Raw genomic sequence first — 24,601 nt, 5'->3', positions numbered from 1 at the left:
AAAACCTCCTTGACTTTATCATGTTTGTAATCATAGTAACTGTTCTAAAGGAAGGGATATACGATTTACAAGTCATGCATCAGAAGGTAATTTTTCTTTCGAATAAAATAAAAAAGCCTCCCGTCAAAAACGGAAGGCAGTACCAAAATTCAATTCTTATCATTCAGCACAATCGAGGGATCGGGCGGAATGAAACTTGCTTCTGTGGTGGAAATCGGACCAAACACGCCAACAAGAAAAGCAAAGGCGACCAAAAAGCAGAACATTCTCTTCTTCATTAAATACCCTCCCAAACGGACAACGGTGATTTATCGTATCTCTTCATGATTTTATAATATCTCAAAAGCCCTTCTGCGTCATTCGCCGTTCTGCAAAAGTCCAGTAAGAAATGACAAGCAAGGAGATAGAGCTTTTCATCTAGTCCGCCTATTGAAAAAATGGATTCCGCACTCGTTGCATCGTTGTGAGTCAAAGCTTTCAAGACCAGCAGTTTCGCCCGTGCTTCCGGTAGGTTGAATTGTTCCACCGATTCGAGCGAAGTTACGACTTTTTCCTTTGCAAGGTCGAATTGATCCAGATGCCACAGGATGCGGACAAAATCTTTAACCGATTCGAAATAAAGATCGGGAAAATCAATGAGCAGATCCATTGCTTTCTCAGAATGCGACCTTGCCACCTCATAGTTCCCAAGCAGGTACTCGATATAAGAAACGTTGTGATGGGCAATCCCCACCGCTCTCGTCACATTCATCATCTGATTGAATCGAAGTTGCTGGTACAGCTTGTCCCGGCACAGTTCCTTGTCGCCCAACTTTAAGGCTACCATCGCGTGTGAATAACTCAAAGCACCCGCATAGTCCGGATTTGAATTCTCGAAAGAAGGCTCCATTTCTGCCAGGATCTGAGTCAACTTGGCAAAATCGTTTCTTTGGGTATAGGAGATGATCAGGTTTTTTGTAATTCGAAAAAGACGTTCGTATTCTCCGTAGGCCGAATGAATCTTTTCCGCGTAGGGCAGAGCGGCCACCCAAGCGCGGTGTGCTTGCTCGTAGTCCTTCAGATGATGATAAGCTGTCCCGATATCGTTTAACAGATCGAACTTCTCAGTCCATCCAAGGGCACTCTGAAAGAGGTGTTGGGCTAATTCCAGCGCACGTTGAATGTTCACTTTTCGCTCCAGAAGCGAGCGTACTTCCAGAAATTCTTTTTCGTTGTCTCTCTGTAGAATTCGATCACTGGTAAGGTTCAATTTGGATGCCATAAGGGCGAGTTCGGAAGGTTTGATATAACGGTCGCCTTTGATGCAGCTGTAAAAAGTGTCTTTGCCCATTCCGATTCTCTGACTGAATGCATTGGGGGAGATTCCCTTTTCGTGCAGGATCTCTGAGATGCGTCTTCCAAGTGGAATTGAAATACCGGGAGTCAATATACTGTCCTCCTTATTATACGGGGAGCTATCACATTAACATTTACGTTAAAATATTTCGTGTAGTAATTATACATCAATATTTGCATTCGTCACCACTTGCACTTTCAAAGATTTCCACTGTCAGAGTCTTAAAAACACGAAAATAATGAGGGGCGTGCCGTTGCAACACGCCCCGCATGGACAAATTTGATTCAATTTAGAGCGAGCCTTTCTCTTTCTTAGCCAGATACACATGCTCGCCGATCATTTCAATAACCCTTTCAAAATCCTTCTTGATATCATGCTCCCAGTAACGAAGCACCGTCCACCCGGCGTCCTGATAGTATTGTGTGACATTCAGGTCTCTCTCTTTATTACGGGCTATTTTCTTAAGCCAAAACTCCTGATTTGCTGCGGGCACTTGCGCATGTAGTTCGCACCCATGCCAAAAGCAAGAGTCTATGAAAACAGCGATTTTCCACTTCTTCATGGACAGATCAGGTTTGCCAAACAGGTCACGTACGTTGTGCTGGAACCGATAACCTCGCTTCCATAGTTCCTTCGCTACGCGATTCTCCAACTTTGTGCGGGTTGAACGGATTGCGCTCATGTTGCGGCTGCGGGCTTCTTTCGTAAGTGTGTCGGCCATCTGACTTCCTCCTCCGGATGTTGCTTGCCGTGAGTTTCCCAGATTCCTCTTTTCCCTATACTCTTAGGTTCGAAAACCAAAGGTACACAAAGTGTGTAAGAAGGAACGGGAGATAGCTTGTCGAAATGCATTCGAGTGCTGTAGAAAAGAAAACGAAAAAATACTATTCTAGTAGAGTATGTCCTGATCATCTATCCAGCGTGCGAGCGACTGTATGGAGATGAATAGAGAGGTGTTTCGGCTGTGATTTTCAGAATGGGAGAGTTCTTCAACGGTCCCGGCGGTTTGGCCTATGGTGCAAAAATGGCTGCGATCACGGACCGTTCGGGAGAAGAATATAAAGTGGAACACGTTTGGGCGAACGACATCGACGAGAGCGCCTGCGCTACCTATAAACACAACATCTTGAAGAATCATCAGGAAGCGATCGTTTACAATCAGCCTGTTCAAGAACTAAATATTCATGAACTGGCCGATATTGATGCGTTTTCCTTTGGATTTCCTTGCAACGATTACAGCATCGTCGGTGAGCAGCGGGGCATGACCGGCGATTACGGTCCACTGTACACATACGGTGTAAAGGTCATCAACTATCACAACCCCAAGTTCTTCATCGCAGAAAATGTGGGTGGCCTGCAGAGCGCGAATGAAGGGAAGGCCTTCATCAACATCCTTCGCGATCTGGCATCTGCAGGGAGAGGCTACAACCTGACTCCTCATCTCTACAAATTTGAAGAATACGGCGTGCCGCAAGCACGTCATCGGATCATCATTGTGGGGATTCGAAAAGATCTGGGACTGGATTTTAAAATCCCGGTACCGACTCACAGCGGCAACTTTGTAACTGCGCGTGAGGCCATCGAGAACCCGCCCATCCCTGATGATGCGTTCAATCACGAGTTTACAAAGCATTCGGATAAAGTCATTCAGATGCTGAACCACATCCCGCCAGGTGAAAACGCATGGTATGAAGGCGTGCCGGAGCATCTTCGCCTGAAGGTCAAGGGTGCAAAATTGAGCCAGATCTACAAGCGTCTGCATCCCAATAAGCCTTCCTACACCGTGACAGGCAGTGGCGGCGGAGGCACGCATGTCTATCATTGGGCGGAACCGCGCGCCTTGACCAATCGTGAGCGTGCGAGACTTCAGACCTTCCCGGATACCTTTGAGTTTTTAGGCAAGAAGGAAAAGGTCCGTCAACAGATCGGAATGGCTGTGCCTCCGCAGGGCTCCAAAGTGATCTTCGAGGCGATCTTCAAGACTTTCGCCGGGATGGAGTATGACGCCTTGGAACAGTCCGACTGGTGGAAGGGACTCGGAATCGATTTCGAAACAGAGACTCAACTCAGTTTGAAAGTATAAAAAACAGGAGGGCAGATGCCCTCCTGTTTTTTTGCATAATGAGGACGATCACGGCGTGATCATGATTAATTGTTGACTGCTTTCAGCAGTTTACCGAAGTTGTCGTAACCGGTGTTGTTGAATGCCTTCAAGAACAATGCGACTCGTTCTTGTTTAGACAGATTTTCTTCCAGACAGTAATCGAGGAATGCCAGCAGAACCGGAGCACTTATGATCATGCCTTGGATCTCGCGGTCAGGAATTTTATCCTTGATCTTCTCTGTGATTTTCTTCAGGGTTTTTTCACCGCTGAAAGTGGTAGCGGAGACATATCCAAAGAATTGAACATCCCGGCCGTCAATTCCATCGTAGTGCGGCAGGTACTCGGTCACCATGTGTGAGGCGAGGCTTGCCGACAGGTTGAATTTCTTATGATTTTTTGCATCGATAATGCCGCATTCCTTGTCGCCATACTTCAAAAGAATCTCGATCTTCGTTGTGGTGGGGGTATGGGGCTTAGGCCTCATCATGACATCGAACCCTATCGCTTTGAAGATCTCGCCGGTCTTATCTTCAAACGCGAGAGGGTCCTTTTCGTTTAAATAAGCCTCCACGAAGTCGGTGTTCAAAGCACCATAGGACCGTTCCTTCAACTCAAACGCTTGTGCCTCAGCATCTCGTGGAGGCAATACTTTTTGCAGGATTTCCTTGATCTCATCCGTGCTGAGTGTATCGACTGCCGGATAGGATTCCAAGGTTTTTTTGATTTTGTTCTCTAACTTATTTTTACTGGTTGCCGGTTTTTCCGTTCCATAGCCGCTGGCTTTGAAACTGTCCACATCGAGGCCGTTGTTCTCAGCCATTCGCTGCGGAGAGATTTTGTACCGATTGTTGAACGGGTAGCGTTCATCGAAAAACGCCAGTTCCGCAGAGACTTTTTTGCTGTCCGCGGGGATGGCCCGAAGCGAATCGCCTCGGATATACTCGACCAAACCGGTATAATCGGAAATCAGCATAAAGGTGTGTGCCACATCGGAGTGTGCCATTTCAAAATCTCTCGCACCTTTGTCAGAACGCTCCCGGTGATCGTACACTTCTGCCGTGTGCTGACGAATCTCCTGTTTACCGATATCGGTGGCATGGCGAAACTCCAAAATCTTCTCTGTTATAAAGGTCAACTCGTTGTCCTTTTTCGCCGTAAGGACAAAATAAGTAATTTCTTCCTTGGTCACATAGTAGTTCAGATCCGGTTGATTGGTCAGTTTGATCAGAAATCTGGCGGGTCTGATGCTGAAGTCTTCTTCAAACTTCGGTCGAAACCCCGATTCAAGAAAATAGGCGTTCGGGATTTGCAAAGTGAGAATTTGTTTTTTGATGTTATCAAAAACTTTCTCACCCTCGATGAGTTTACGTCCTGCCTTTGTAGGCACGAGGTACCCATCCTCATTTGTGTAGCAATAAGCAAATGTCCTCAGCATGGCTGCCCAAGTGCGGCCGCCTGAACCGGAATCACTGATGTTATTGCGCTTCAGGCCGGACTGACTCAACACTGACTCAAACTGTTTGTGAGCTTCGCGGTTATTTGCCCATTTTACAGAAAAGTCGTCTGTTGCTTTCTGCAACGCGGCCATCGCTTCATCGTGAAACTTTGGATCGCGCTCCGGACGGGTAATGAACCAAACTTTTCGTTCTTTTGCCAAGTTAATCAATCCTCTCGCACAACTCTGCAATCAGCTCATACGTCTCGGACTCCTCCGGCCCAAGAGCATGTTTTTTCTTCAGGCCTTCCACATGTACCCGAAGACCGATGAAAAACTCCCTTTCGCTAATCAGAAGATGCGAAGGTTGGTCCTCGTAGGAAAGGTCTGAGAGAACAGCGATCATTCTTCGAATCTCTTCATCGATCAACTCCTCAAAAACGATTTTTTCATGGAGGTTGTCATCTGCCGTAAGCTCCGAAATCACGACCCAGTATCGAAGAAAAGATGACAGGCGCAGGTCCTCGACTTGGTTGATCGTTTTGTTAAAAGCACTGGCAACTCTTCCGGCGGCTTTGCTCAGTTCTGTGTGCGTAAGGTTGCGTTGCTTCAGAGCTCTGGTCATATTGCCCATGAACTTCCAAACAAGAATCTTTTGCAGGAGTTTTTGCACAGTTTCTTTCCGGGGGAGATGCTCCCTCATTTCACTCATACAGATCACCAAATTTTTTCATATTTATCCTGAACTCATCCATATTATATCCTGCTAACAGAAATAGGAAATGACCTTATGAGGTTATTTTAAGGATCATATTCGAAAAAAATTAGGATGCGCACAAGCACTCGGCGGCTCCAATTCCTCGTGCTAACAGTATTTCTTTCGTGCAGCGATTGACTTCCTCGATCATATCTGCAAGGCGCGGTATGGTTCACCGTCTTCTTCAACTGCTATCTCCAGTGAAATCTGTATGCAACCGTAGCAAATCGTTATAGAAAATTTGTGATTCAGTGAGAGTATAACTCTACTAAGTATAAATGGGAAACATTTTGATAAGCAGACAGGAGGGGGGGGAATTAAGGGATTTACAAAATATAGTAACTCTTGCCCCGTAAACCTATTCATCTTTGGTGAACCGACAGTAAAACATCTCGAATGTTTACTTCATTTGACAGGTATGGTGGTTATGTATCAATATATCAATAGTGCTAATTATATGCGAACTTTCTTCTAAGCAGAAGAAATAGACTTTTAGAAGTGTTTCGATATCTGAAAGGGGTTCAAAACAGATGGAACTTCAGTCCTTGTCGCCGAAATATTCCCTCTTATTTGCAAACTACGGCTCTCCATTCACTGATGAATACAGGGATCGAGTACTCCAGTTGTTAGAGAATGGGGTCAAAGTAATTCTCTTCCTGGATGGTTCTCCGACATTGGAAGGATTGGAGCGTTTTGAGCAGAGCAATTTGCTGTCCGTATTTATTTCCGCTGAACTCAACCACTCGACTGTGCCGACACCCTGTATAGTGGTAGATGGTCAGTTTGGTGATGTCGAATCGTGCCTTGACCAAATAGCAGAATTAAATCCGTCTTTTAACGTAGAGCAATATCGGATTGAACATGCTCCGCCTGAGCAACATCTGTCTGTAGAAGCAGGCGCGGGGACAGGGAAAACGACCGTTATGGTGCAACGAATTCTCTTTTTGCTGCACATGACTGACGTAACACTCAAGGACATCGTTATGATTACTTTTACCAGAGACGCGGCTAAGAACATGTTTCGCAAATTGCGAAAAGAGTTTCTCAGCCGTTTTCAATTGACAGGCAATCAACGATACATTCGACTCATTGAAGAGTTGAATACGATGCAAATCTCGACCATTCACTCTTTTGCCAAAAAACTTGTTCAGCAACTCGGTTCCGTTCATGGATTTGGTACCAAAGTTCAGATCCGCTCGTTCGGTTTGGAGAGAAAAAGATTGATTGAGGGGTTTTTGGATGAGTTTCTGGCAGAATGGATGGAAAAATATCCTGTGACGGAAAAACTTCAAGGCCTTCGATTATATGAACTCGTAAAAAAAGTCGTTGATTTCTGGGAGGAGATGGAGCGAAAAGGTTTTTCCCGCGAGGAAATCGGTCAATTACAATGGGGAACTGCTGCGGGGGAGAGTGCGGGTTTTCAAGAGATGTTTCAAACCTTGTTTGCTGAGTGCGAACGACGTTTTCAGAACCTGAAAGAAGAGGAAAACGCGATTTCTTTGAACGATTTGACCAGACAAATCGATATGATCGCTCGATCAACCATCGACTTCCGTAATGTCGCGCAACCGATTCAATATTTGTTTGTTGACGAGTTTCAAGACACCGATGACACACAAATCCGCCTGATCACTTCCCTGCAGAGGGCTTTTGACAGTTCGTTGTTTGTCGTCGGTGACATTAAGCAAAGCATCTATCGGTTTCGCGGGGCGAACTACACGGCTTTCACATGGCTGAAAGAAATGCTGGAGGAGCAGAACGGTCAAAAGATGACAGGCTATCCGCTGGTCAAAAACTATCGAACGGCAGGAGAGCTGCTCGGCAAGATCGACAAGATCTTTGCAGGATGGGGAGAAAAGGAGTATCTCGTATACGAGACTCCGTTAATTGGCATGAAACACGATGCTCATTCGCTGAACATCGAACGGGTGTCGTACGACAAAGATGATGCCAGACACCCCGTTCACACGATTCGATTGGTCCGCCAGGCCCTTGAAGATGTGCGCAAAGAAAAAGAGCGTCTCCAAGAAAGTGAGGAAACACCAAAGGTGGCGGTTCTTGTACGTACGAACCGAGAAGCGCAACGAGTGAAGGAGTGGTTCGAAGACGCTGGGATCTTCTTTGATTTGGAGATTGGGGGCACTTTCTTCACCAGCGATGCGGTGAATGATTTCGCGAGTTTGGTAGAAGCATTGCTTTACCCGACCAACCCGCAAAGTATGCTTAATCTGTACGCGACCTCCTATTCTCAGGTGCAGATTGATTGGATAGCGCTGGTTCCCTGCAATGGTGAACGTGAGCGTTTGCTGGAGATATTGCACCAACATCAACCGTTTCCGGAGTGGAAGGATTGTGTCAAAGAAAGGATTCGATTGGAACCGATTCTTTCTGTCCTCAGAGGCATCATTGAAAAAACTAACCCATACTCCCGATATCGGATGCGTCAGGAGCAGATCATTTCTACCGTGAATTCGAATGAAACTGAATACAAAGCTGAGGCACTGAAGCGGGCAAAGCAATATCGTCGCAACCTGAATCAGCTGTTTGAAATGATTCATGATGTCTTTAGCAATGACTTCCTCACGCTATACTCCCTCAACAAATGGCTGAAGTTGAACCAAGCGATCAACCGTGATGTGGATGAACCGAAACTCCCTGATGAAGAGAGAGACGGCCGTGTTCAGATTATGACGGTTCACCGGTCGAAAGGGTTGGAGTTTCACACGGTTATCGTTCCTTTCACGGAACGCAGTTTCCGGTGGGAGGAAAATGATAGTTTCAGTGAATTGCTATTCAAACGGGAAAGCGATGGGATCAATGCTGGTTGGTTGATCAGGCACGGTGAGGTAACATGGGAAAACTCGAAGTACTCAGAGCTGGCGGAGAATGAAAGAGAAGAGGTCATTCGAGAGGAAGCACGCCTGCTGTATGTAGCAATGACACGCTGCGAGAAGCAACTTTGGATGCTAAACAATCGTAAATATGCGTGGGGAGACAAAGTGAATAGCTGGTCTGCTCTCTTAGGAGAAGGAGTGTGAATTTGGTGACTGCAAGAATGATCGCCTACAGTGACCCCACAAAGATTAATGATCTCGCCGGATTTGCACCATATCTCGGAGATGTTCATATGTGTGCAACGGACAGCCTGCGTCACGGGGTTGAAACTTTTTATCAGAAGGAGAGATCTGTTCTTACTGGCCGCATTGTGGGTGCAGGTCTTGTCATGGAACGGTTGCTCGATGGTTGGGCGTCCCCCGACACCAAACTGCGACAGTACGCCCATTTATCCGAACTTATCGATCTTTTGCCTAAAGATGATCCGGTTCGGGGGAAGCGTCAGGTCGCGTTTCGCCGGAACCAGCAAGATGTGCTGAAAACGATGCGAACGTTGACCGAGATCGGGTTGACTCCTGATTCGGTCAAACCCCATGCGCAAACGGAAGAGGAGAAGATTTTTATACAGCTGTGGAAACAGATGGAAGAAAATAACCCGGACTTTCGATCAATTCGCAAACGGATGAATGTTGAATTAGAAAATCCGAAAAGTCTTCACGAGGTGTTACCGGACGCAATTCGAAGCATACCGTTTGGGGTGATCAACGACGACCGACCCGTTGTACCAGACCGTATTGAGCGGGTCGTCCTGCATGGTTTTTACTTCATCACCCCGTTACAGCACAAATTTTTCTCCTTACTCGAAAACGCAGGCATCGAACTGGTGTTTGTCAACCTGTATGATCCGCGCTATCAAGGCACTTTTGAATCAGTAAGAGCTTTTATCAAGGGATGGGTGCCAGATGATCAAAACTGGCATGTGCCGGAATCCTTCGGCCCTGAAAATACATTTGGCGACCTACTCGCCCGAATTTTTGAGGCACACCTTAGAGTGGACACTTCCGTGTCTCCTGATCAAAATACTTTGCAGGTGCTGGAGTACCAAGACTTTTATGCACTTCTTCGAGAGTACAGCGCTCATCCGAATTCCAAAGATGGGGAAGTCGAATACTTCTCTCCTGCCCATGAGCAAATCAATGAACGGTTGAAGGAGTATTTTCCGCAAAATTTCAAAGATCGTCATCTGCTCTCGTATCCGATCGGTCAGTTTCTGTTTCACTTGCATTGCATGTGGAAGGAAGCCAAAGGAAAACTGATTCTAGACGAGCGGAGCCTTTTTGAATGTTTTGCATCCGGCTGGCTAACAGTGGGGGATAAAAATGCGAGACAGTACACACTGGCACTTCGAGATTTGTTGCCGTATTTTGAAGGCTGCGGGTCTCTGAGTCAATGGAGAAACCGGATTGATCATCTAATGAAGGCCCGTCGGAACGTGGCCGGTGCATTCACTCGCGGGATCGATGCGCCGCCAGAGACGAAGCGCTTTCATGAAATGATGGAAAATCCATTGTTGCGCTTCTCGTTCTTTAAATTAGGGGAGGAGGACATGCTCGTCGTCTTTGAAATGATCGAGGAACTGTTGCGTATCGCTGAAGAGCTCTTTGGAGACGGAAAAGTGCGAGTCACGTTGGCTGACCATTTCGCGAAGATCGATGAGTTATTGCAAAAGAAGGTGCCAGAAAGTGAGCTTCTTCCATTGGAGCGCGATTTAATTCGCTTCTTAAAAGAACAGTTGATGACCGAGCGAAATGCTCAGGAACAATTCCGTCTGCAGGATCTCTCAGAAGCGCTGGCTCTGTACCTGGGCGGTGATTTTAACGATGACAAACAAGAGGAGCGGGATGACGATCCTGATAACCCGAACGGACGGAAGATCGGAAAGTTCGAAGAATTGGACGCGGCCGCGTTGTTGCAACAAAAGCGAATCCACGTTGTGGGACTCGATGAGGAGAGTCTGCCCTACCGTGCATCCAGTGTGCCGTGGCCGCTCAGCCGCGATTGTTTGGAAGCATTGGCAGAACAGAGGGAAGAGCTCAAAACGATCTTGCTGCGAGAACAGATGGCTCCCCAGATTACTCGGTACCTGTTCTATTCTTTGCTTGCTTTCCATCCGCAGGTTACGCTGTCGTGGATGCGTGAATGGCAAGGTAAAGAGCTTGAAGAGTCGATGTATCTCGCGTTGCTCGGTATCAAACCGAAATTGGTTGAGGATGTATTCGAAGAAATTCACTTAGACGAGCAGAAGCGCATTTCCGGAGATGTTGACGAAGCTGTGCAACTGATGTTTAAGTATCCGTCGGATGCACGACAGGAATATCAACTGTGCCCGCGCCGGTTCTACTACAGTTTCCTGACACAAGATTTTGCAACGTTCCGGGAGCCGTTCCATCATGAGTTTCTCTTCTCTAATCTCGTAACGGTGACTGCCGCGCTGACAGACCGTGAGGAAGAAGAGGCTTTCCAAGAGACATCGCAGTTGTTCCCGCACTGGTTAAATCTGAAGAAGCAAGAGTTGAGAGAACATGCGTTGATATATGTTCGTTCTGTTCGAATGCAGTTTGATCGGTATGACGGCTCCGAGTATCTCAGGGCTCGAGAACGATTCCAGTTTTTGAATACGAGTTACTTGCGAGGGAAGCCTCGTTTGACGACTGAGGCTTTCAATCAGGAAGTCCGACATGAAGATATGCAAATGGAATCTATCCCTGGCGAGTACTGCCGTTACTGCCCGCATCTGCCGCAATGCCCGGACGGGCATTACTCAGCGGATGATCGATGACGGGGGCACTAAGATGATATTTGACATTGGTTTTTGGAACCAGATCGCAGCGGCATGGACACAAGGGGACGATGAAGAACTCCAAGCGCACATCGAAGACACGGCCGAACAAGTTGTGCACTCTGTTCTGGCAGTTTTGAATGAACATGAGACGGTCCGCCGAATCCCGTCAGCGTTGGAAGCGATATTTGGTGAAAATGAAAATGATGATGACTTCTTTTAAGAGGGTGGAAAGATGAAACAGACAGCTGCTTTGGAACATGATCTCACACCGAAACAGCAGGAGGCAGTGGATTACAAAGGCGAGCACATGTTAATAAAGGGAATTGCAGGAAGCGGTAAGACAACGGTTCTGTTGCGTCGTGCCTTGAAAATTGTGACTGAGGAAAAAGGCACTACGGTCGCGTTGTTTACCTATAACGCTACGTTGGCGGCCTACGCAAAGTATCTGGCCGATCTGATCAATCCCAATCGTGTGAAAGTCTATACCTTCCATAGTTGGGCCGGACAAGTACTTCGCGCGTTAAACATAAGAACCAACACCGTATGGAACAGCATGCAAGATGAGTTATTCGAAAAGGCCCTTTCAAAGGCCGGTACCGGAAGTGAGCATCGCTTCTTCAAACAGGAACGCTTCAAGACGTTTCTAAAAGAAGAGATCAGTTGGATAAAGGGTAAGAATTTGCAACAGCGAGACGCTTATCTCAAAGTGGAGCGTATCGGACGCACTGGGAATGTGCGTGTGACGAAAGCCGATCGCGAAAAGATCTTTGATCTTTTGGAGACGTATCAAAAGTTTCTCAAACAAGAAAATAAACTTGACTACGACGATTACGCGCCGAGGATTTTGGACATACAGGCTGAACTCCCGGATTCAGTTAAGATCGACCACATCTTGGTGGATGAAGCGCAAGACTTGCAACAAGCGCAACTTCAAGTGTTGCGCATCGCAGCACGAAAGTCTATGATCGTGGCGGCCGACAAGGGTCAGAAAATCTACAATACTTCGTTCGCTTGGCGAGACATTGGCATTAACATCCAAGGCGGACGGACAAAAGTGTTACAAAATACTTTCCGCTCCACGCGGCAAATTATTGAACTTGCACACAGTCTGCAAAAGAATGACCCGATCGTGAAGGCAAAAGATGAAGACTATATCGAGCCGCTTTATCCCGATGTTCACGGTTCTAAACCTCAAGTGATAGATTGTGGCAAAGTTCAGGATGAGGAACGGATGTTGGTGCAAATGGTGAAGGCCCTGCGAGACCGTTCGCCTGATCGGACGATTGGCGTAGTCACCCGCTGGTGGAAACACGTCAAAAGAATGCAGAACTTGTTCGCCGACGCAGACATACTCTCCGAGATGATCCAGAAACAGGAGGGCAACGTTCATACACCTGGAGTGAAACTGACCACGTTGCACTCCGTAAAAGGCTTGGAATTTGACATCGTTCTCGTTGTAAAAGTAAGAGAAGGAAACATCCCTGCGGTGCGCGGCGATGAGGATGAAGACGATGAGTATATCGCAGTAGAACGTCGGTTGCTCTATGTAGCGATGACCAGAGCAAAGCACGAGTTGTACATGCTGTATTCCGGCGCTCCATCGCGTTTCATTGAGGAGATGGACGAAACCCTGTTCAGCAAAGTGAAACTCTAACGGAGGCGACGCAAGTTGGAAGAGCGGAGGATTGATCTTGAGTTCTGGAGCAAAATATCAGAATACTGGACAGATTCGAAATCGGCGAAAGCGCGACGAAAGAAGAGCACGTATGTTGTAACGGATGATCAAGTGCAGAGGTGGCTTGATAATATCACTTTAAGCCCTGATCAGTTGGCTGTCGTGCAACAGGATGAAGATACATTGCTAATAAACGGTTCGGCCGGAAGCGGGAAGAGTATCGCACTCGTATATCGTATGATGAAGGCGATGCATGAAGAAAAACTGGGGAGCCGCGTCTTGTACGTGTCATATAACGTGACGCTGATTCAAGATGCACAGAAACGGCTGAGTTCGTCACCGAAGTTTTGGGAGCTGAAGAATGCTGGTCATGACCCGCACATTCACACCTTCCATAATATGGCAAAGGAACTGTTATGGCAGATTGGTATAAAAGTGCCAAAGTTTCGTGCATCCACGAAGGACGTCCATCACAAAATGGAAGTAATGAGGACCCATACCGGCGTTTTTATCGACAATTTTATGGAGAGTGAAACACACAAGAGTCTGCCGAAAGAACAGCAGTTATATAAAACCCACAGGAAATCATTCTTCATGGATGAGATCCTGTGGATGAAAGCCAACGGATTTATCTATGAAGAAAAGTATCTGGAGGTAGAACGAACAGGGCGTGGTAATAACCCCCGTATTACTAAAGAACAGCGAAAAACGATCTTCCGACTGTATGAGGAGTACAACAGAGTTCGGGAGGAGAAATACCACGGAGAATTAGATGCTGAGGACTATGCGTTGTTGCTTCTCAGGTACTTCGACCGCATTCCAGAGTCACTGAAATACGATCACATTTTCATCGACGAAGTACAAGACTTGCAACCAATGCAGATCATGGTGCTCGCGAAACTGTGTAAAAAAACACTCACTTTGTCCGGGGACCCTAAACAACGGATTTACAAACGAAATCCATTGTCCTACAAGGAGTTGGGTGTGGAAGTCGAAGGTAAGAGGAACAGACGTTTGAAAATCAATTATCGATCAACCAAACAAATCATGGCACTTGCTGGTTCACTTCAGTTTTTGGATACGGAGAACGATCGTGAGTCGGAAAAGAACTTTGTCCGTGAAGGATTGAAACCGCAGATTCGATATTACTCAAATGTTCAGAAGTTGAACAAATGGCTGGTCAACGAAGTTCACAAGATCAGAGAGGCCGATCCCGGTAGTACTATTGCTGTGATTCACCGATATGATGATGATTATTTCAAGATAAAGAATTCTCCTATCAGAGCTGCATTGGCAAGGGAATTTGATCTCATAACCACGGATCAATATGGGCACCGTTTCAACTTGAACAGCCGGGAGAAGCCATTGTTCTTTACCGATGCATACAGTGTCAAAGGACTTGAGTTTGATTATGTTTTCATTCTTCATTTTGACAGGTTGCACTATCCGAGCCAACAGAGGATTGAGGCGCTTGATCAACTAAACAAAGATCGTATGTCCGAAACGTATCAGAAAGATGAAGATGAAATCATAAACGACGAGAAAAAGGTGCTTTACGTCGCGCTTACTAGGGCGAAAAAGCAAGTTTGGTTGCTGTATGCCGGACAAAGTGAGCTTAGTATTTCTCAGTTTGTTCGCGACTTTGATACGAGGGACTATGAGGCTTCGGGGTTTAAGAAGAGTATGTACGGGAAAAAGGCCGGGTCGAAATGACCCCGCCTTTTTTTATAATTAGGGTACATTATTCGCTCTGTTTGTTCAGTTATATATCTAGTATTCTTTATACAAACAATGATAAAATATATTTTATCCTCATTGTTTATAAGAAGGTGATCGATTGTATATTGGACAAATTTTTCGTTATTCACGCCCGTATTCCCCTGACCCTGAAATAAAGGATGGTCTTGTAAACTTCTTTCACGAAACTTATACGCCTAATTGCAAGTTACCATTGTTAGAGTCAGGTATTAATCCTATTGGAAGTATTCGAACCTCTGAAGGGGAACGGCGTGCGGCGATCCTAATCTCAAGCAGTCCTAACAAAATTGGAACTCATGAGACACCCTGGCAGGATTTTTTCGATGTTGATAATGGACATATCCGTTATTTTGGAGATAACAAACGACCAGAAGTAAGACCAGAAGAATCACAAGGTAATCGAATCCTTTTGGAACAATTTGAGATACATAATTCGCCAGACCCTAAAATTCGGAAGAATTCAGTGCCGATCCTTTTCTTTGAGCGGGTTAAAGTAGATGGTAGGGTAAAAGGGAACGTACAATTCAAAGGTTTTGGGGTCATGGAGCGTGCTGAGAAGGTCGTTCAATATGATTCACGGTTAGGTCGTACTTTTTCTAATTACGTATTTGATTTCACTGTGCTAAGTATTGTGGAAGAGAACGAAAAATTCAATTGGGATTGGATATCAAAGAGACGTGATTCATCACTTACATTGGAAGAGTCATTGGTATACGCACCAGAATCATGGAAGATATGGATCAGAAGTGGCTCCGGAGTCAGGGAACGCCTTAGAAGACGTGTTTCCAAATTAATGACTTTGAAACCAGATGAACAACGGCCACTGGTAGGGACTAGAGAAAGAATTGTATTGGATCAGATATACGCTTATTACCAGAAACGATCTCGTTTTGAAGCATTGGCAGCAAAAGTTGCAGGTGCCATATTAGGAAAGTCAACCGGACAATACGTAGAGGGTTGGGTTACTCCATCTTCTGGGGATGGAGGAGCGGATTTCGTTGGTCGGCTTGATGTTGGAAGTGACTTCAATCGTGTAAAATTAATTGTCCTCGGACAAGCAAAATGTGAAAAGTTCGATTCTCCGACGAATGGAAAAGATATTGCCAGAACTGTTGCACGCCTCAAAAGGGGCTGGATCGGTGTTTACGTAACGACTAGTTTTTTCTCCCAACCTGTGCAACGTGAAGTTATTGAAGATGGTTACCCACTCTTGCTTGTAAATGGTTTGCGGTTAGCACAAGAGGTTATGAAGATGGCCCATGAGCGAGGGTTTCTGGATATTAAGGAATTCTTGAAAAGCTTGGATTTTGAGTATGATTCTATGGTTCAAGCGCGTCGGCCTGAAGAAGTGTTATATTTATAACCTAATTTCGTCTTGTGGAGAGGAGTAAATACATGTCTTTTAGAGATATATTTAAGAGTGACTCAATTACTAAATATGTCGGTTTTTGTTTGATACTCATTGGGATGTGCCGAGCTTTTGGTGTTACTACACTTGATCCCGTATCACAGTTTGGTTTCTCGCTCTCTGCATGTTTCTTCACCTTAGCTGATTTTTGGTACTATAACTATGATAGGAGTCAAAAACTAAAGGTGAAGAAATTGACAAAGTTAGGTTTTGATTCAGGCAAACTATATTTTTGGGCGATGTCTACTTTTCAATTTTTCGCTGTTTGTTCAATAATAGTAATTCCGTATCTATACACAATTATAACGAATAAGAGTTTTCTATCGTTAGCAAATGATGTTACTTTGTTGTTGGGCTTAGGTATCGTCGTGTCATTAATTGGTATTCGAAGAGATCACGCGGTTGATGAAAAAATTAGAGAAGTTAGTAGTCTTATGGATCAAGGAAGTTCAGATCCGAATAAGGTATTTGGGCAAATTAAAGACATTCTAGACCCGGAGAAATTGGTCGAGGAAATGAAGAAAAAAAGGTTTAGTGGAGTTGATAATAATACTTTGTCAGAAATAATAAAGAATTTATCAGAAACTATTAACGAGGAAGTAAGTAACATTGAGAGAATCTCGAGGATACACCTGGAAGGAAAAGTAGAGCAATGTATTGGTCGTTTTATATGGCAATCGGAGATTGGGGTGCCAATTAGAGTTATAAATCTTCATAAACATGTTTTGAAAACACAGCGAGGCCTGACAATGAAGCAACTAATGAACGAGTTGAATAAGTTCGAATTTGCTAAGGTAATTGAGATAAAAAAGAAGCATGATGGGATATATTTTACGAAGATTGCCGAAATGAAGCCTTTATCGACTGTGATGTACAATTAGGAAAAAGGTGCTCTACCCATTGGGTAGAGCACCTTTTTCCATCTTTTTAAGCCTCTACTACCTTAACTTCCTTCATCTTGTCCCCTTGGCCGATCGAGTCGATGAACTCTTCGCCGGAGAGGATCTGACCGAAGACGGTGTGGTTGCCGTCGAGGTGAGCGGTGGTTTTGCGGTCGTGGACGATGAAGAACTGGGAACCGCCGGTGTTGCGGCCAGCGTGTGCCATCGAGAGGGCGCCGCGCTTGTGTTGGTTCGGGTTGTCTACGACTTCGCACTTGATGGTGTAGCCCGGGCCGCCGGTGCCGGTGCCGTGCGGGCAGCCGCCTTGAGCGACGAAGCCCGGGATGACGCGGTGGAAGGCCAGGCCGTTGTAGAAGCCGTCGTTTGCGAGCTTCTCGAAGTTCTCAACGGTGCCCGGTGCGTGGGTGTCGAACAGTTCGAATTCCATGGTGCCGCCTTTTTCGAGTTCAATGATTGCTTTTTTCATATGTAGTCATCACCTTTCTTAGGTACAAACTGGGACAAACTCTTCTCCATTATACACGAAAACTCCCTCCTCCCAAAATGCGGCAAGCCAATTTCAGCAGGGACTCCTCTCTGACAAGGCGAAATCCTTTACTCTCGACATCATCCGACAAAAAGGCACCATGATTTGTCACCGGAAAATTTTCTTCCCCAGACGACACAAAAGACTGGTAATCTACGAATTTTGTTGTGGCATGGGCAAGAGAATTTGAGAGTCACAAAGCAGGAGGAGAAGATGAAGAAGATGAATTTGAGTCTGCCTGCAGCGGTGATTGGGTTGCTGTTGGCGACGAACAATGCAGAGGCCGCTACGTTTACGGATATCGACAATACGTTTGCCAAGCAGGACATCCTGGCACTGGCGAACAAAGGGATCATTACAGGGTACGGGGACGGCACGTTTCGTCCGAACAAGCCGGTGACGCGCGCGGAGTATGCGAAGTTGCTGGTACAGGCGAAGGGCATCCCGTTGCCGGGTACGTTTGAAGGTGTATTTCGCGACACCCCGCGGGGAGAATGGTACACGCCTTATGTGGAACTATCCTATCGGCTGGGGGTCACGAGCGGAGTGAGCGCAGGCTCTTTTGCTCCACAAAAACAACTGACCCGTGAAGAGATGGTCAAGATGACGGTCAGTGCGCTCGGCCGCGAGTCGGAGACGGCACGGCGGATGAGCTACAGCGCGTACAGCACGGCGATCAAACCGTATGTGGACCGGGGGCAGATCTCGTCGTGGGCGGTGAAGTCGATGGCGTACGCGGCCCAGCAGGGCATCGTGCGCGGCACGACCGGGGGGGAGCTCAACCCGAAGGATACGGCGACCCGCGCGGACGTGGCCGCCCTGCTGAACCGCTCGGTGGTCAACCGACCGCAGGGCACGCAGCGCGTTGCGGTCAGCAGCCGCAGCGGCAGTACGCTGCCGTACATGAACCACAAGCCCGTCGAAGCCACCGCGTACACGCACAGCGGGGCGCTGACCTACATCGGGATGACGGTGCGCGAAGGCATGGTCGCCGTCGACCCGACGCAGATCTCGCTCGGGTCGCACCTCTACATCCCCGGCTACGGCTACGGCATCGCGGGCGACACGGGAGGGGCGATCAAGTCTGCAAGGGTGGATCTGTTTAAGAACAGCTACGATGCGGCGATCCAGTTTGGACGGAAGCAGATGAATGTGTATGTGATCGACTGATCGACCCATAGGAAAAGGACAAGGCACACCGTTACAACGACGGTGTGCCTTCTTCTTGCTGGCTTCCCAGATGCACCTTAAAGAACGAAACTACTTTCTCCACATACGCCACCGGTTCCAACTCATACGTCCCCACATGCCCGGCAGCAGGTACGCTCCAGATCTCTTCCTTCGACCTTGCCAGCGCTTCCACCACTTTGTCGCTGTGGTGCTTGGCAATCGCTTGGTCGTTGCCGCCGTGGATGAAGAGGATCGGGCGGTCTTTGAGGCGGTCGACGGCTTGGATGGGGGAGACTTCTCCGGTGTCGTGGCCGATCAGGAGCGGGATGGCGCGCAGGATGACCGGGGTGAATGGGAACTCGGGCAGGTGCGACCAGTGCGGGAGGTTTTCCTGCAGGTAGCTCTTGAGATCGGAGAACGGGCTGTCGACCGCCAGTGCCTTCACTTGCGGCGCGTCTGCGGCGGCCAGGAGCGACGTGGCGGCGCCCATCGAGAAGCCGAGGAGTCCGATGCCTTGTGAGCCGTAGCCTTGCCCTTCCGCATAGCGGACGGCGGCGAGGAGGTCGTCTTTTTCCAAGAGGCCTACGGTGGTCAGGGTGCCGTCGGAGAGGCCGGAGTTGCGGAAGTCGAACATCAGGACGGCGTATCCGTTCTCGACGAGCGCTTTGGCGGTCGGGAGCGACGGTTTGTCGGAGAGGCGGTTGCCCCGGTAGCCGTGGGCGAGCACGATCAGGCGGTCGTTGGTAGCCGCGCTGCCTGTGGCGGGGAGGAACCAGCCGCGCAGGAGGGTGCCGTCCGCCGATGCAAATTCGATGTCTTGATAGGTGAGGCCGACGCTGTCCGGTGTGGCGGCCAGCGGTTTTTTGTCCGGGTGGGTCAGGCTCCACGCGACGTAGCCGGAGACGGACGGGATGATGAGAGCGATGAGTGCGAGCAGGATCAGGGCGATCCGCAGGTACGGCCGGCGTTTGCGGCGGCGGAAGGAGAGCGGTTTGACGTGGAAGGACAGGTTGCTCATGTGGTTCATCCTTTTTGTCTGAATTTGACGTATATTGTATATGTATTTCGGTTTTTTTCAGGGGAAAACCTCTTTAGCAAAAAGAAAATGGCTTTTCTGTAAGCGGTGTTTCGTGTATTCTGTCGGGGATCGTGGTAAACTGTTCGTTGTGTACCATGATTTCTATTGCAAAGTGAGGTTTTTCCAATGGCTGATACGGTAAAAGTTACCATTCACTTAGAAGAGACAAACGAGACGGTCACCATCGAGGTCGCCAAAGGTGCCAACCTGCTCGAAGAATGCAAAAAGCGTCACATCGAGATGGAGTGGGGCTGTGCGAGCGCAGAGTGCGGCCAGTGCTCGGTCAAGGTCCTGCAGGGCGAGGAGTTCCTCAACGAGCCGTCTGAAGACGAGATCGACTATCTGCTGTTCCGCCTAGACGACGGTCATCGCCTCGGTTGCCAAGTCGAGTGCAACGGTGATCTGGAAGTGCAGCACCCGGCTCGCGACTAGTCACGGGATATGTACATAGCAGATGAAGGGATGCCGCTCTGGTAGGAGCGGTTTTTCTTCTATTTTTCAGGGAGGTATGGGAGATGAGATTTGAACGGTTGCCGTGGAAGGGCGCGATCTGGAGTTTGCTGCTCGTCGCGGCGTTGCTGGGGTATATCTTTACGATTGACAAGGAACAGTTTGCGATGCGGGATGTGCAGATCAAGATGGTGGTGGCGATCGTGTTTTATGTGATCGCGATGGTGCTGGTGTTCCGCAACTATCTGCTGATCCGCGGGATCGTGGTCGGGGACAAGGGGCTGACAGTGGAGCGGGTCTGGCTGGATGATGTGCAGATGCCGTACGCGGGTCTGTCGGTCTCGTACCGGGCGAAGGCGCGCGGCGGGGCGGAAGGGCTGATGATCGAGCGCAAAAATGTGGACGAGCCGTATTTTCTGTCGTTGCAGGGGTTCCCGGACCCGGATGTGCTGGTGGAGGCCTTGGAGAAAAAGGTGCCGGTGGATCGCGATGGCGCGGGTCGTCTGTGAGGTGGAGATCGACGCGCCGGTGGAGCGGGTCTGGGCGGTGATGCAGGACCCGACGCGACGCGGCGAGTGGGATTTTCGCGTGACGCGCGGTCGCTTCACAAAGGACGGCGTGCCGATGAAAGGGGCGACGTTTACGGTGGCGGGGAGGATGCTGCTGCCGTATCGCTTCGACATGGAGTATCTGACGGTCAACCCGTATCGGCAGACGGTGGTGCGGCTCGTGCAGGCGCACGGCGTGCCGGTGGCGTCGGGCAGCGGATCGTGGACGTACATCCGGGACGGGCAGGAGCGGACGGTGGTCCGGTCGGCGTTTCGGTTTGAGCTGAAGCGGCCGCTGCATGTGCTGTTCGACAGCTGGCTGATGACGCCGGTGATGTACGCGGTGACCCGCCGCTCGCTCGGAAAGCTGAAACGGCTCGTGGAGGCGGAAGTGAAGCGGCAAGCAGGGGTTGAGTGAAAACAAGCGCATGAAAAAGACCAGGCTGTGTGCGAGGGCCTGGTCTTCTTCTGTGTATTGGGGATGTTTCAATGGTGGTTTTGCATTTGCATGCGTACTTCGTTTAGTTCCCTTTGTTTCTCGCGATCTCTTCGGCCATTTCGTTGAGTTCGGCCCAGCGTTCGACGGCCGCTTCCAGTTCGGCTTGCAGACGTTGTTCTTCTGCGGTGAGCCCTTGGAGGTGGGTGTAGTCGGTGCCGCCTTTGGCGAGCTCCGTTTGGACGGCGGCGATCTGGTCTTCGAGGCCGGCGATGCGGGCATCGATGGTCTCATACTCTTTTTGTTCTTTGTAGGTAAATTTGAGCTTTTTCGCGGGGGCGTCGTCCGCCGGTTTGGGCTCGTCTTTTACCGGTTTGACCACTTTTTCCGGGACGTGCTCTTCCCGCTCCGCTTGATACTCGGAGTACATGCCGAGGTAGGGGCGGATGACAGCGTTGCCTTCGAAGCAAATCAGCCTGTCGACGACGCGGTCGAGGAAGTAGCGGTCATGGGAGATGGTGACGACGGTGCCGTCGAAGTGGTCGAGATAGTCTTCGAGGATTGTCAGCGTCTGGATGTCGAGGTCGTTGGTCGGCTCGTCGAGGAGCAGGACGTTCGGCTCGCTCATCAGGGTGCGCAGCAGATAGAGACGGCGCTTTTCACCGCCGGAGAGCTTGGAGATCGGCGTCCACTGCTGGTGCGGCGGAAAGAGGAATCGCTCCAGCATCTGACCGGCCGAGATCGTCTCGCCGTCGAGGGTCTTGATGTAGTGAGCGGCGTCGCGGATGTACTCGATGACGCGCTGCTCGTCGTTCATCTCGATGCTCTCCTGCGTGTAGTAGGCGACCTTGACGGTGGTGCCGGTGCCGACGGTGCCGCTGTCGGGCGTGATCTTGCCGGCGATGATGTCCATCAGGGTCGATTTGCCGGAGCCGTTTTTGCCGATGATGCCGATCCGGTCACGCGGGCCGATCAGGTAGGAGAAGTCGCGGATCAAGGTGCGGTCGCCGTACGATTTGGAGATGTGCTCCAGCTCAAACACTTTGTTGCCAAGGCGTTGGGAGCCGATGGCGATGTCCATTTTGGCGGCCGCTTTCTCCACTTTTTGATCGCGCAGGTTTTCGGCAAACTCGACGCGGGCTTTCTGCTTGGTCGTGCGGGCTTTGGCTCCGCGGTGGAGCCACGCCAACTCGCGGCGCAGCAGGTTTTGTCGCTTGTCTTCGCTGGCGAGGGCTTGCTCTTCACGGGCCGCTTTGTGTTCGAGGAACGTGGCGTAGTTGCCCGCGTAGTTGTAGAGCTTGCCTTTGTCGAGCTCGATGATCCGGTTGACGACGCGGTCGAGAAAATAGCGGTCGTGGGTGATCAGGAGCAACGCCGATTTGCTTTTCGCCAGATAGCTCTCCAGCCATTCGACCGTTTCGTTGTCGATGTGGTTGGTCGGCTCGTCGAGGATCAGCAGGTCGGACGGGCGGATCAGGGCGCGGGCCATCGCGACCCGTTTGCGCTGGCCGCCGGAGAGGTGGCCGACGATGGCGGAGTAGTCGGTGATGCCAAGGCGGTTGAGGATCATTTTTGCGTTGGCTTCCAGCTCCCAGGCGTTGCCTGCGTCCATCTCTTGGGAGAGTTTGACGAGGCGGGCTTGCAGGGCTTCGTCTGTCGGACGGGCTTCGAGGTCGCTCATCAGTTGCTCGTACTCGCCGAGGAGTCGCAGCAGCGGCGAGCCGCCTTGGAAGACCGACTGGAGGACGGTGAGCGAGTCGTCGAACACCGGGTTTTGCGGGAGGTACTCGATGGAGATGCCGTTTGCGGTGACGATCTGGCCGGAGTCGGCGTGGTCGACGCCGGCGATCGTTTTGAGCAGGGTTGATTTGCCGGTGCCGTTGACGCCGATCAGACCGATGCGGTCGCCTTGGTCGATGCCGAAGGTGAGGTCTTGGAAGAGGACTTTCTCCCCATACGTTTTGGTGAGGGAAATGACAGATACCAGATTCATGTATATCAACCTTTTCTATATCGCGTTTTCATACAGTGTAACATTAGAACGGGAGGAATTCACCCCGGCAAGCGCGAATCATGGTACATCTGTAAAGGAGTTGAGAAGCATGGAAGGGCGAGTCGACGGTCGGATGGCGCGGTCGCTCCCGTCGGGATCGGAGTGGCGGCAAGGGGTCTTGGATGCGGCGCCGATTGCGATGAGCGTTTTGTTGTTTGGCGCGATCTACGGGATGTTGTCGCTGCAGGCCGGTCTCACGGCGTGGGAGAGCCTCGCGATGTCGCTGATCGTCTATGCGGGAGCGGCCCAGTTTGCGGCGTTGTCGATGCTGTCGGGGGATGCGGGGTTTTGGGCGATCGTGTTGGCGACGTTTTTTATCAATTCACGGCACTTTTTGATCGGATTGTCGATGTCTCCCTATTACAAGTCTTTTTCCGGTCGCTTTACGAGCGGGATGGCGTTTTTCTTGATCGATGAGTCGTATGCGATCATGCTCAACCGGTTTCGGGAGCATGCACCAAATAAAGGGTATATCGCAGCCGTCGGGCTGATGCTGTACGGATGTTGGAATGTCGGGACGGTGCTCGGCACGGCGGCGGGCAAGTGGATTCCCGATCCGCAGGCGCTGGGGCTGGGCATGAGCTTTACCTTGATGTTCCTCGCGCTGGCGTACTACCAGCTCTATTCGTGGCTGCGCATCCTGACGTTTGTCGTCTGCGGGGCGTTGGCGGTGTGGCTGGCCGGGGTGTTGCCGAACGGGCTGCATCTGCTGGCAGCCGGGGTGGCGGCGTTTGCGGTCGGCTATCTGCTGCCGGAGCGGTCGAACGAGCAGTCGAAGGCGCAGGCGGGCGATGCGTCCGACCTGTCCGGAGAGAAGGAGGCGAGCGGGGATGAGCGTTGAGATCCTGTTGCTGTTTGCGGCGATGATGGCGGTGACGTATCTGACGCGTCGGGCACTGCTGCGGATGAAGGCGGATGCGCTGTCCCCGCGGGTGCGCAGCGGGTTGCAGTACATTCCGGTCGGCATCTTTGCGGCGCTGATCTTTACGTCGCTGTTTCAAAAGGACGGCGAGCTTGTGTTCGACTGGCTGGCACTGTCGGCCTGTGCGCTGTGCCTGCTTTTGATGCGGGTGACGAAAAATTTCTTCCTGAGTTTTGGCGTGAGTTTGGGACTGGTCGTTGTGATGCATGTGGTATAAATGTGACTGCCGGGTAAAAGCTCGGCAGTTTTTTACTTTCTATGATTCGTTAAGAAGTATTTTACTTTCCTTGCACTCTTCTAAACTGAGTCAAATATATTAAATTTATGATTGACATATTCATGGAAGCTTTGGTATTGTTTGTACA

22 protein-coding genes are annotated in these 24,601 nt (G+C 49.5%); 14 read left to right on the top strand and 8 right to left on the bottom strand.

Annotated features, from left to right (window positions below; all coding sequences use genetic code 11):
- Positions 1–149: 149 nt before the first annotated feature.
- From OS242_RS17490 to OS242_RS17480, 3 genes are all read right to left on the bottom strand, one after another.
- A complete protein-coding gene (locus OS242_RS17490; protein ID WP_267152987.1) occupies positions 150–278 on the bottom strand; it encodes a hypothetical protein in 129 nt (42 codons plus the stop codon).
- On the bottom strand, positions 278–1,426 hold the full coding sequence (locus OS242_RS17485) for a helix-turn-helix domain-containing protein (RefSeq protein ID WP_267152986.1): 1,149 nt from the start codon (positions 1,424–1,426) through the stop codon (positions 278–280). Before OS242_RS17485 ends, OS242_RS17490 begins: the two co-directional genes overlap by 1 nt.
- Before the next feature lie 199 nt (positions 1,427–1,625).
- Positions 1,626–2,057, bottom strand: a complete 432-nt coding sequence (locus OS242_RS17480) for a very short patch repair endonuclease (RefSeq protein WP_267152985.1) — start codon at positions 2,055–2,057, stop codon at positions 1,626–1,628.
- 243 nt (positions 2,058–2,300) lie between these two features.
- Between OS242_RS17480 and OS242_RS17475 the strand changes: the two genes are divergently transcribed.
- Entirely contained in the window at positions 2,301–3,419 is a 1,119-nt protein-coding gene (locus OS242_RS17475) for a DNA cytosine methyltransferase (protein WP_267152984.1), read from the top strand.
- 65 nt (positions 3,420–3,484) lie between these two features.
- Here the strand turns inward: OS242_RS17475 and OS242_RS17470 are convergent, their stop codons facing one another.
- Both OS242_RS17470 and OS242_RS17465 read right to left on the bottom strand, forming a co-directional pair.
- Positions 3,485–5,098: an AlwI family type II restriction endonuclease gene (locus tag OS242_RS17470; protein WP_323372974.1), complete on the bottom strand. Its 1,614-nt coding sequence runs from the start codon at positions 5,096–5,098 to the stop codon at positions 3,485–3,487.
- A 1-nt stretch (position 5,099) separates the two neighbouring features.
- Positions 5,100–5,588, bottom strand: coding sequence for a hypothetical protein (locus OS242_RS17465; protein WP_267152983.1), 489 nt, complete (start codon positions 5,586–5,588; stop codon positions 5,100–5,102).
- Between the two features lie 575 nt (positions 5,589–6,163).
- On the opposite strand from OS242_RS17465, the gene OS242_RS17460 reads away from it, so the two are divergent.
- The 7 genes from OS242_RS17460 to OS242_RS17430 all read left to right on the top strand — a co-directional run bounded on the left by OS242_RS17460 (position 6,164) and on the right by OS242_RS17430 (position 17,032).
- Positions 6,164–8,671 carry a UvrD-helicase domain-containing protein gene (locus OS242_RS17460; protein WP_267152982.1) on the top strand — a complete coding sequence of 836 codons (2,508 nt, stop codon included), beginning with the start codon at positions 6,164–6,166 and terminating at the stop codon, positions 8,669–8,671.
- 5 nt (positions 8,672–8,676) lie between these two features.
- Complete coding sequence (locus OS242_RS17455) at positions 8,677–11,307, top strand: hypothetical protein (RefSeq protein ID WP_267152981.1); 2,631 nt, start codon at positions 8,677–8,679, stop codon at positions 11,305–11,307.
- Between the two features lie 13 nt (positions 11,308–11,320).
- Complete coding sequence (locus OS242_RS17450) at positions 11,321–11,530, top strand: hypothetical protein (protein WP_267152980.1); 210 nt, start codon at positions 11,321–11,323, stop codon at positions 11,528–11,530.
- Between the two features lie 12 nt (positions 11,531–11,542).
- Positions 11,543–12,964, top strand: a complete 1,422-nt coding sequence (locus tag OS242_RS17445) for a 3'-5' exonuclease (RefSeq protein WP_267152979.1) — start codon at positions 11,543–11,545, stop codon at positions 12,962–12,964.
- A 15-nt stretch (positions 12,965–12,979) separates the two neighbouring features.
- Positions 12,980–14,698 carry a UvrD-helicase domain-containing protein gene (locus tag OS242_RS17440; protein ID WP_267152978.1) on the top strand — a complete coding sequence of 573 codons (1,719 nt, stop codon included), beginning with the start codon at positions 12,980–12,982 and terminating at the stop codon, positions 14,696–14,698.
- Between the two features lie 124 nt (positions 14,699–14,822).
- Complete coding sequence (locus OS242_RS17435) at positions 14,823–16,106, top strand: restriction endonuclease (protein WP_267152977.1); 1,284 nt, start codon at positions 14,823–14,825, stop codon at positions 16,104–16,106.
- A gap of 32 nt (positions 16,107–16,138) precedes the next feature.
- Positions 16,139–17,032 (top strand): hypothetical protein, encoded by an 894-nt coding sequence (locus OS242_RS17430; RefSeq protein WP_267152976.1) that lies wholly within the window; start codon positions 16,139–16,141, stop codon positions 17,030–17,032.
- Between the two features lie 46 nt (positions 17,033–17,078).
- On the opposite strand, the gene OS242_RS17425 is transcribed toward OS242_RS17430, so the two are convergent.
- Positions 17,079–17,519 (bottom strand): peptidylprolyl isomerase, encoded by a 441-nt coding sequence (locus tag OS242_RS17425; protein ID WP_267152975.1) that lies wholly within the window; start codon positions 17,517–17,519, stop codon positions 17,079–17,081.
- Positions 17,520–17,792: 273 nt separating this feature from the next.
- Here OS242_RS17425 and OS242_RS17420 point away from each other — a divergent pair, with 273 nt between their 5' ends.
- Positions 17,793–18,749: an S-layer homology domain-containing protein gene (locus OS242_RS17420; protein ID WP_267152974.1), complete on the top strand. Its 957-nt coding sequence runs from the start codon at positions 17,793–17,795 to the stop codon at positions 18,747–18,749.
- A 31-nt stretch (positions 18,750–18,780) separates the two neighbouring features.
- Here the strand turns inward: OS242_RS17420 and OS242_RS17415 are convergent, their stop codons facing one another.
- Positions 18,781–19,767: an alpha/beta hydrolase gene (locus tag OS242_RS17415; protein ID WP_267152973.1), complete on the bottom strand. Its 987-nt coding sequence runs from the start codon at positions 19,765–19,767 to the stop codon at positions 18,781–18,783.
- Positions 19,768–19,953: 186 nt separating this feature from the next.
- Between OS242_RS17415 and OS242_RS17410 the strand changes: the two genes are divergently transcribed.
- The 3 genes from OS242_RS17410 (at position 19,954) to OS242_RS17400 (ending at position 21,243) form a co-directional block, all read left to right on the top strand.
- Positions 19,954–20,259 (top strand): 2Fe-2S iron-sulfur cluster-binding protein, encoded by a 306-nt coding sequence (locus OS242_RS17410; RefSeq protein WP_267152972.1) that lies wholly within the window; start codon positions 19,954–19,956, stop codon positions 20,257–20,259.
- 83 nt (positions 20,260–20,342) lie between these two features.
- Positions 20,343–20,786 carry a hypothetical protein gene (locus OS242_RS17405; protein WP_267152971.1) on the top strand — a complete coding sequence of 148 codons (444 nt, stop codon included), beginning with the start codon at positions 20,343–20,345 and terminating at the stop codon, positions 20,784–20,786.
- Entirely contained in the window at positions 20,767–21,243 is a 477-nt protein-coding gene (locus OS242_RS17400) for an SRPBCC family protein (protein WP_267152970.1), read from the top strand. The genes OS242_RS17405 and OS242_RS17400 overlap by 20 nt, the downstream gene beginning before the upstream one ends.
- A gap of 103 nt (positions 21,244–21,346) precedes the next feature.
- Here OS242_RS17400 and OS242_RS17395 read toward each other — a convergent pair whose 3' ends face one another.
- Positions 21,347–23,254 (bottom strand): ABC-F family ATP-binding cassette domain-containing protein, encoded by a 1,908-nt coding sequence (locus OS242_RS17395; protein WP_267152969.1) that lies wholly within the window; start codon positions 23,252–23,254, stop codon positions 21,347–21,349.
- Positions 23,255–23,363: 109 nt separating this feature from the next.
- Between OS242_RS17395 and OS242_RS17390 the strand changes: the two genes are divergently transcribed.
- Together OS242_RS17390 and OS242_RS17385 are read left to right on the top strand one after the other, a co-directional pair.
- Positions 23,364–24,155 (top strand): AzlC family ABC transporter permease, encoded by a 792-nt coding sequence (locus tag OS242_RS17390; RefSeq protein ID WP_267152968.1) that lies wholly within the window; start codon positions 23,364–23,366, stop codon positions 24,153–24,155.
- Positions 24,145–24,453: an AzlD domain-containing protein gene (locus tag OS242_RS17385; protein WP_267152967.1), complete on the top strand. Its 309-nt coding sequence runs from the start codon at positions 24,145–24,147 to the stop codon at positions 24,451–24,453. Before OS242_RS17390 ends, OS242_RS17385 begins: the two co-directional genes overlap by 11 nt.
- The last annotated feature ends 148 nt before the right edge of the window (positions 24,454–24,601 follow it).

This window comes from Tumebacillus lacus (genome assembly GCF_026410385.1).
Taxonomy (GTDB): domain Bacteria; phylum Bacillota; class Bacilli; order Tumebacillales; family Tumebacillaceae; genus Tumebacillus; species Tumebacillus lacus.
Note: the sequence above shows the minus strand (reverse complement) of the source record. Positions and strands in the feature narration are given on the sequence as shown.